Source organism: Ethanoligenens sp., from assembly GCF_047718355.1.
Lineage (GTDB): Bacteria > Bacillota > Clostridia > Oscillospirales > Ethanoligenentaceae > Ethanoligenens.
Window position 1 is genome coordinate 1,123 of sequence record NZ_JBDNLG010000101.1, and the last position, 8,305, is coordinate 9,427.

Annotated in this window: 8 protein-coding genes; 7 read left to right on the top strand and 1 reads right to left on the bottom strand. The window is 49.6% G+C overall.

Going from position 1 to position 8,305, the window contains the following annotated elements; translation table 11 throughout:
* The 7 genes from ABF463_RS12485 to ABF463_RS12515 form a co-directional block, all read left to right on the top strand.
* The coding region (locus ABF463_RS12485; RefSeq protein WP_415534016.1) for a hypothetical protein at window positions 1–689 on the top strand (689 nt) is incomplete at its 5' end.
* 96 nt (window positions 690–785) lie between these two features.
* Entirely contained in the window at window positions 786–1,028 is a 243-nt protein-coding gene (locus ABF463_RS12490) for an acyl carrier protein (RefSeq protein ID WP_415534018.1), read from the top strand.
* Window positions 1,025–2,500, top strand: coding sequence for a class I adenylate-forming enzyme family protein (locus tag ABF463_RS12495; RefSeq protein WP_415534020.1), 1,476 nt, complete (start codon window positions 1,025–1,027; stop codon window positions 2,498–2,500). The genes ABF463_RS12490 and ABF463_RS12495 overlap by 4 nt, the downstream gene beginning before the upstream one ends.
* Entirely contained in the window at window positions 2,497–3,387 is an 891-nt protein-coding gene (locus ABF463_RS12500) for a hypothetical protein (protein WP_415534022.1), read from the top strand. The genes ABF463_RS12495 and ABF463_RS12500 overlap by 4 nt, the downstream gene beginning before the upstream one ends.
* Before the next feature lie 242 nt (window positions 3,388–3,629).
* Window positions 3,630–4,817 (top strand): PucR family transcriptional regulator, encoded by a 1,188-nt coding sequence (locus tag ABF463_RS12505; RefSeq protein ID WP_415534024.1) that lies wholly within the window; start codon window positions 3,630–3,632, stop codon window positions 4,815–4,817.
* A 131-nt stretch (window positions 4,818–4,948) separates the two neighbouring features.
* Window positions 4,949–6,181, top strand: coding sequence for a cytosine deaminase (gene codA, locus ABF463_RS12510; RefSeq protein ID WP_415534026.1), 1,233 nt, complete (start codon window positions 4,949–4,951; stop codon window positions 6,179–6,181).
* A gap of 184 nt (window positions 6,182–6,365) precedes the next feature.
* A complete protein-coding gene (locus tag ABF463_RS12515; RefSeq protein ID WP_415534028.1) occupies window positions 6,366–7,385 on the top strand; it encodes an ABC transporter substrate-binding protein in 1,020 nt (339 codons plus the stop codon).
* A 373-nt stretch (window positions 7,386–7,758) separates the two neighbouring features.
* Here ABF463_RS12515 and ABF463_RS12520 read toward each other — a convergent pair whose 3' ends face one another.
* Window positions 7,759–8,220 (bottom strand): MarR family winged helix-turn-helix transcriptional regulator, encoded by a 462-nt coding sequence (locus tag ABF463_RS12520; protein ID WP_415534030.1) that lies wholly within the window; start codon window positions 8,218–8,220, stop codon window positions 7,759–7,761.
* Window positions 8,221–8,305: the final 85 nt, after the last annotated feature.

Here is an 8,305-nt window from a genome sequence, read left to right on the forward strand (position 1 = left end):
CGACTGGAGCAACCGGAGCGACTGGAGCAACCGGAGCGACTGGAGCAACCGGAGCGACTGGAGCAACCGGAGCAGCTGGCGACACCGGCCCCACAGGAGCAACCGGCCCGGTCGGCGCGATCATTCCGTTCTCATCTGTCAATCAGGGAGATGGGGTTACTACGGATGAATTAGGTAATCCGCAGATCATTCAATTCGCCGGATTCGGTGACTCCAGATCCTATGGCTTAGACGGCATCTATCTTCAGCCGGGTGACTGGGCCGCCCAGACCATCACGATCGACTCTAGCAATACCGAAAACTCGAGCTTTGGCAGTTCCTTTGTGATGCCTTATACGGGAATCGTCAGAAAGCTATATGTGACGTTCGGGTGCAAACTGTCATTTTCGATCAACGAGGATAGCACGATGTATCCTTTTGCGTGCCTTGCGACTGCTGAGCCGGTCAGCGGTCAGGTTGGACTGGTGTATCACATCATTCCCGAGACCATCACGTATACGGATCCGTATGTCGGCGCAGTCGATACAGAGGTCGAGGATTACAGCATCCGGAGAGGCTCGACGACTGGTCTCAACATCACGATCCCGGAAGGCACGTTAGTCGCCTTCGTCTGGGGATGGCGGGGAGAAAACGTCATCGGGAATGATACCGGTTATTTTTCGACCTTCGGCGGAGTTTTCATAGAGTAAGCCGGGCAAAAGGGTTTGCATGCCTCTTCTCGTCGGCATGCAGGCCCTTTTTTTGCCCCACCGGTCTATTTTAAAAAGAAGAAAGGAAAGGCTGCCATGATCCGCGACGAAATTATTCAAATAATCAAGGAGGAAGAACCCGACTTTGGTCCGATCGGGGAGAAAACCAACCTATACACAGACATAGGGCTCGATTCTCTTTCTTTTATCAGCCTTTTGATGGAGATTGAAGAGGCGTATTCCATCACTTTTGACATTGCGGAAATGGAACCGTGCCTTGAATTCGGTCATTTGACCGCGCTTGTCGAAAGCAAAGTAAAGGAGCGTGAGGGACAATGATCCGGCGCCTGCTGCTGAACCGGGAGAACGCGGAAAAGACCGCCGTGATCGACGGTGAAAAAACTATCACGTACGGCGAGCTCGCCCGAAAGGGATTGGCGCTTCAGCACTATCTGCCACAGGGGCCCGCGAATGTTGCGGTTTTCCTGCCGAACGGCGGCGATTACATCTCCGCCGTTTTCGGAGTGTTTTGGTTCGGGATGACGGCGTTTCCCCTGAGTGTTCAGATGACGGTGGATGAGGTTCTTCCATTTCTGAAACAGGGGGATGTATCCGCCATCGTCACCTCGAAGAAATTTGACATGATGTTTGAAGACATCCGGGCCAATCATCTTCCAACCTCATGCGTGATTTATATGGAGGACCTGTACCCCCGCGAATCCGAGTATTTTCCAGCATCGGTCGATTTGGGGCCAGAGGAGCCGATGGTTCTTTTTGCCACATCCGGCACCACGGGAAAGCCTAAGATCGTGCAGCTATCGGAAAAGAACGTCGAGACCTCTGCATTGGGCTACATGGATCGGATTGGCATCGGTTTCCCGAAGACGGGTGAAAACGAAATCCGCTACACCATCGCGTCCCCATTTTCCACCGCCTACTCACTAATGATTCTCATCGCCTGCCTGATTCGGTCGTTCCCCCTTGTCCTGCTGCCCGAAAGATTTACGCTCGATACCCTCTACCGGACGATACAGGATCACAAGGTGACCAATTACGAGGGCGGGGCCGTGGTCCCGCTGCTGATGGAACAGACGGCAGGCAGACCGATTCCCTACGACCTCCATACGGTCAAGCATTTCGGATTCGGCGGGAGCAAGGTTTCCGGCGATACGATTCGGAGGCTTTCAGAAGCCTATCCGTGGATCACTTTCTCGCAGGGCTACGGCATGACGGAAACCGCCCCGCAAGTCTCAAAAAATGTGAACGCCAAGGACGGAAAATGGGACTCCGTCGGGTCCGCCGTCAAATTGGTGAAAATTGCAATCGAAGCCGGCGGGCAAATCACTGACGCCCCCTACACGGAAGGAGAAATCGTCGTAAAGGGCCCAAACATCATGCTGGGATATTACAAAAATGAGGAAGCAACCCATAAGGTGCTGAAAAACGGGTATCTGTATACCGGCGACATCGGTTATCTGGATGAGAACGGCTACTTATACCTCTGCGGGCGTAAGAAAAACATGATCATCGTCCGGGGGTTCAACGTTTACCCGGAGGAAGTGGAGGCGTGCATCCAGAACGGCCGGCTTGCAAAGGATAGTTTCGTATACGGGGAAACTGACCCGCTGGAAAATGAAATCCTGTGCGTGGATATCGTCCCGACGGACCCGCCGGTCGGGGTCGATAAGATTCGGGCCTATCTCAGGACACATCTGTCGGAATACAAGCAGCCGCAAAAGATCCGGTTTGTCGACGCAATTCCAAAGGGCGCGACGGGAAAAACCGAAAGGACGGCCAAAGGAACACGATGAATCTGATTCATTTCCGCGGGCTAAACTGCTACCACGACTGCATCGTCACCATCGCGGCCTCCCTCGGCTTGGACTACCGGGCCTCGTTCGCGACGCTCTGGTCCGAAACGGATTTTATTTACGACCCACACAGCAAGGTGTATCTGACGAAGCGGATGATTGCGAACCTCCAGACGCTGGGAGCGAAGCTCGAGAAACTCGACTGTTCCTCGCCGGAAAATATGAAAGAGAGTCTGTCCCAGTTTAAAGCCGGAGAGTGGATCATCATCGGAACGGACACGTTCTACATCCCGTGGACTCGATATTATCACACGCTCTACAACACGCATCATTTCATGGTGCGGAAAGAACGGGATGATTCGCTTTCCTGTGCCGATCCGACCTGTGGCCGACAGGATATGCGGATCACATTCGAAGAAATTATCCCGCACATCTTTGATATAAAACGCGTCCGCAGAATCGCGGAAAAGCCCTTGAACTTTGGAGCAATCCGGGAGGCTCGGGCAGTCCTGCGCTCCCACCCAGAAATGCGGAAAAGTCTGCTTGAGAAGATGAACGGATGTACGGGCGCGAAGCAGAAAGACGCGGGCCTGCTTGCAAGGTATATCAGCGCCATGATCGATAACCGCTACCTTTTTCGGCATTATCTCCAGAATCGGCCCTCCTCTTCCGATCAGGATCGGCAGCTTTTCAGCGACGAATTTTTTCTGCGGTGGGCGGCGGTAAAAAACGGATTGTTCAAAGCTTCGCTCATCAGACCCAATGAAAGCGTCCTCCGGGATGTGTGCGGGCGGGCCGGCGAACTGATTGACGAGGAGATTGCCATGGCCGAAAAAATGATCGAAACGGCCTACCAGCACGGCGATTCCGAATTGGGATTGAGATAGCCTGCCGCAGCAGCAAGGTTTTCGAGTGCGGCACTCCATAAATATCGGGGCTCGAAAGTGCCGGTGTTTCTTGATTCCCTACAGTTTATCCGATATAATTTAAGTAAGGAAGTGCAGGAGAAAACGACGCAATGCCATTTTGCGTCTATGAAAATTTTCTCAAACAGTCGGAGGAAATTGGCAAGTTCCATGCAGACAGGCGCGGATTACTGGAGTTGTTGTGTAAAAGAGAGGAATGCCCAATGAAGATTTGTTGTAAAGATCTGCTCTCATTACCCTCTTTTAAGCAAATTGAACTGGTCGGCGGCAAAAACGGACTATACCGTAGCGTGCGCTGGCCATATGTAACCTTGACGAATTCCATCGCGCAGTGGGTGCGCGGCGGTGAATTCATGTTCGTGTCTGGCATCGGTTACGGCAAGGATGAGAAAGTGCTGTGCAGGCTGTTGGAAGAAAGCAACCAGAAAAATCTGTCCGGCGTGGTCTTTTTGATTGGAGCAGACTATATCCGGAAAATCTCCTCTAATGTGATTGCACTCGCCGATCAACTGGAGCTTCCTCTTTTCAAAATGCCCTTTCACATCCCGTTAGTAGAACCGACCGAGGAAATCAGCAGCCTAATCGTAAAAAACGGCATTGAAGATCATGCCTTATCCGAAATACTCAGTGATATTCTGTCCGGACATTGCGAAAAAGAGGCGGCGCTGATCTCCAAGGCATCTTTTTATAAATATGATCTTTCCGGTGTGCATAAAATCGCCGTTTTGATGTTGGAAACGGAGTCCCTTGGGATCGGCGCAATGTTGTTTTATCAAAAAATCGTAGACAACACCTTCAAAATACATGGATACAATATCCTCTCAATGATCGACTATCCAACGATCTGTTGTTTGCTGCCCTGTAATTCTCCCGAGGAAGAGCAGGCTGTAGAACAAATCGTGCTGGAAGCACGCAAAAAACTTCTGGAAAAGAATGAAATCACCCGCATGGCAGCAGCAGTCGGCCGGCCATATCCTCATATTCATGAGATGGCAAAAAGCTTTCGAGAAGCGGAGAAAGCTCTGAAAGTCAAATGGGACGGCGACAGTGACGCAACGATTGGCCGGTTCGATGAATTGGGGATTTTTAAAGTTCTGTTTGAAATCCATGATTTTTGCGAAATGGAACAGTACTGTGCAGAAATGTTAGGACAGCTGGAACAGTTTGACATGCAAAATCATACGTGCTTTTTGAAAACACTGGAGATTTATCTGGAAGAGGATTGCAACGCTGTCCATGCGGCAAGCAGACTGTTTGTGCATCGCAATTCCTTAAACTACCGCATCAAAAAAATTCAAACCATCCTTCACTGCGATCTGTCTCAACACCAAGACCGCCTTCGCCTGCGGGATGCCTTTTTGCTGCGCACATTTCTCCGTATTGCAAAGTGAACAATGTCCGCCACATTTATTGTATAGCCTGAACGATGTTTTTTTCCGTCCTCTCCGTATAATGATAGATGATCGGTTATCTCCATACAAGATAACCAGATACATCTTGGTACAGAAGACTGGTGGGAGACATGCTCGTTAAAAACGCAAGGCTGCGAAAACAAGAAGGATTCTGGCAGATACACATTCAAAATGGTATGTTTCAACAGATTGCACCGACGGTAGTCTGCGAGGATACGGATGTTTTGGACGTGGACGGAAAGCTGGTTCTCCCTCCGTTTGTGGAACCGCACATCCATTTGGACTGTGTTTACACCGCCGGTGAACCTCGCTGGAATCAAAGTGGAACCTTATTCGAGGGAATCGCGCTTTGGGAAGAGCGAAAACAGCAGTTGACGAAAGAGGACGTAAAAAGCCGAGCGTGGAAGGCAATCCGCACACAGATTACTCATGGCGTGCAGTTCATACGCAGCCATGTGGACGTCACCGATCCGTCGCTGACCGCCATGCGAGCCATGCTGGAAGTCAAGGAAGAAGTCGCCAACTTGGTGGATTTGCAGTTGGTCGCGTTTCCACAGGACGGCATCCTTTCTTTCCCCAATGGGCTAAGTCTGCTAGAAGAAGCCGTGAAGATGGGGGCGGACTGTGTGGGCGGGATTCCGCATTATGAGTTCACACGGGACTATGGCGTGGAATCCCTAAAAAAGGTTTTTGAAATTGCACAGAAATATGACAAAATGATCGATGTGCACTGCGATGAGATCGACGACGGGCAATCCCGATTTTTAGAGGTGCTGGCAGCAGAGGCCTATCGTCTGGGAATGGGCGCACGCACCACGGCCAGCCATGCGGTAGCAATGCATTCCTACAACAACGCCTATGCACACAAATTGTTTCGGTTGCTGCGGCTTTCCAAAATAAACATTGTCTCGTGCCCCACGGAAAACACGCATTTGCAGGGACGATTTGATACATTTCCCAAGCGCAGGGGCATCACGCGCGTCAAAGACTTGATGAACAACGGCGTCAATGTCTGCATCGCTCAGGATTCCATCATGGACCCATGGTATCCTATCGGGACTGGAAATCCGATGAGGGAAATTGAGATGTGCATTCATATGTGTCATCTCATGGGGTATGAAGAGATGTTGCAGTCTCTGGATCTGGTCACGGAAAACGGCGCCAAAGCATTAAACCTTGCAGATCGCTATGGGGTGGAAGAAGGCAAACCGGCAAACTTCATCGTTGTGGACGCGGATAATGCCTATGAACTCATACGCGATATGGCACCGGTTTTGTATTCCGTGCGCCAAGGCAAAATGCTTATGAAGCGGCCGCATGCCGAGCCGGAACTTTTTCTATAGGCCGGTATATACAATTGAAGAATCGAATGAAATTGCAAAGGTGCAGAACATGAATATTCTGCGCCTATTTTTATGAGCAGATCTATTTGCACCAACGTGCAAATCGCCATAGATCATCCTTTTACCTAATCTGACCGATAAACAAAATGCTACAAGTGCATGAAAAAAGAAGGAGTAATGGAAGATGAAAAAACGTTTTTTGGTGTTTGCATTATGCACCGTGGTGGCGCTGGCCGCCGTATTATCCGGGTGCTCGTCATCCGGCGCCTCCAGTAAGAACCAGAAGGTTACGTTGCAGCTTTCCTGGCTTCCACAGTCTGAATTTATGGGGTTTTATGTTGCGAAAGCAAAAGGATACTATAAGGATGCGGGAATTGATGTGTCCATTCTCCCGGGTGGCAGCAACATTATCCCGGAACAGATTGTGAGCAACGGCGTTGCCGATTTTGGCGTCGACTTCACTTCCACCCTGATGACTTACCAGAGCAAGGGCTGGAAACTTTCCGAGATCTCACAGTTGTTCCAGAAAAACGGCGTGCTGTTTGTTTCTAAAAAATCTGCGAACATCAACTCGCTTGCCGACTTGAAAGGCAAGAAGATCGGCACATGGTTCGGCGGCTATGAGTATGATCTGTATGCGCTGCTGAACAAAGCAGGACTGAACAAGGACAAAGATGTTACACTGGTGCAGCAGGATGAAACCATGAACCAGTTTATGCAAGGCAATATTGATGTCGCACAGGCAATGTCCTATAATGAATATGGTCTGCTGCTGGAATCCGGCATCAAAGCCAGTGACCTCAACGTCATCAGCGTGGCCGACGAAAACGTGGGTATGCTGGAGGATTGTTTGTTTGGCAACAAGGACTGGATGGCAAAAAACAAAGATTTAACCGCAAAATTCATGAAAGCCACCTTAAAAGGCTGGGCAGACGCTGTCAACGACCCGGATGCAGCCGGCGAAACCGTTTACAATGTGGCAAAAAGCGTTTCTCTCGCACATCAAAAGTTTATGGCGGAACAGGTAGCTAAACTGGTCGTTCCAAGTGGTTTCGATAAATCGCAGCTCGGCTATATCAATACATCCGCCCTCCAGCAAACGGCTGATACCGCACACCAGTATGGTTTGCTACCCAAAGCCATTGATGTCTCCACAGTGGCAGACAGTTCCTATTGGGAAACAGCTTCGTCTGTTCTGAAATAATCTATTCTGCGCAGCCAATATCGCTCTTGCATATAATGTAGAACCGCCGCCCCGTATATCAGGAGCGGCGGTTTCACTTTGCATTTTTCTCATAATCTCACTATAAAATGGAGATTGGGAGTTGTCCATATTGGTTCAGTGCGTAAACGCAGTAAAATGTGTGCGGTAATAGGACGGCAGGCGTCAATAGATACAGTGGCAGCAGAGTTTGTGGAATCGGATCTGCAAGCGCGTTCGAAGGCTTCCGCACATAAATCTGCCCCGTATATTTGCATCCATTTTGAAGCCGCGGATACTGCCGTCAAAACAGTCCAGCACGGGCGCCAGGTAAAGCTTTCCATCAATACAGGGAATCATGGTTTCTTGTAGTGCCTTATTTTAATACCGTATTCCCGTTTTTATTTGGCAGTGTCAAAATTTCAGAGAAATCATCCAGCATATCCATGAATCCCAGGATTCTATCCTCCCCAAAGCGCAGGATAATACGCCTCATTGTTCTGTCTATCTCATCCTCCATTTGCTGAGTAACCTGTCTACCCTCATTTGTCAGCATGAAGCGATACTGTCTTTTATCACTCGCATTAATATCCCGATAAACAAACCCTTTTTTCTCAAGTGAAGTCAACATTTGCGAAACTGCGGAATTTGTAATACAAAGCGTTTCGCCAAGTTGTACAGCAAGAAGTGATTTTTCGCTTTTTTCACTTTGGCTGTCAACTATAGTCATTGCGAGCACTTCGTTCAAACTCACACCAGAGCTGCTCGACAGCTGTGCAGTCGCTTTCTTAAATTTGAAGATTTTACAAAGCAGCTTTTTGCTTAGTACTTGATCCATGGAGCCACCCCCTCCCTTCTTAACTGCCGCGCAACGGTCAAGACCAAATGATATCCGCTCTTTTTAGCGGCGCGCGTGGCCGGTA

What these genes read in the sequence shown, in the direction of transcription:
- ABF463_RS12520 (WP_415534030.1), bottom strand. Translation starts at nt 8,220, where the DNA reads ATGGATCAAGTACTAAGCAAAAAGCTGCTTTGTAAAATCTTCAAATTT.
- ABF463_RS12490 (WP_415534018.1), top strand. Translation starts at nt 786, where the DNA reads ATGATCCGCGACGAAATTATTCAAATAATCAAGGAGGAAGAACCCGAC.
- ABF463_RS12515 (WP_415534028.1), top strand. Translation starts at nt 6,366, where the DNA reads ATGAAAAAACGTTTTTTGGTGTTTGCATTATGCACCGTGGTGGCGCTG.
- ABF463_RS12500 (WP_415534022.1), top strand. Translation starts at nt 2,497, where the DNA reads ATGAATCTGATTCATTTCCGCGGGCTAAACTGCTACCACGACTGCATC.
- ABF463_RS12505 (WP_415534024.1), top strand. Translation starts at nt 3,630, where the DNA reads ATGAAGATTTGTTGTAAAGATCTGCTCTCATTACCCTCTTTTAAGCAA.
- codA (WP_415534026.1), top strand. Translation starts at nt 4,949, where the DNA reads ATGCTCGTTAAAAACGCAAGGCTGCGAAAACAAGAAGGATTCTGGCAG.
- ABF463_RS12495 (WP_415534020.1), top strand. Translation starts at nt 1,025, where the DNA reads ATGATCCGGCGCCTGCTGCTGAACCGGGAGAACGCGGAAAAGACCGCC.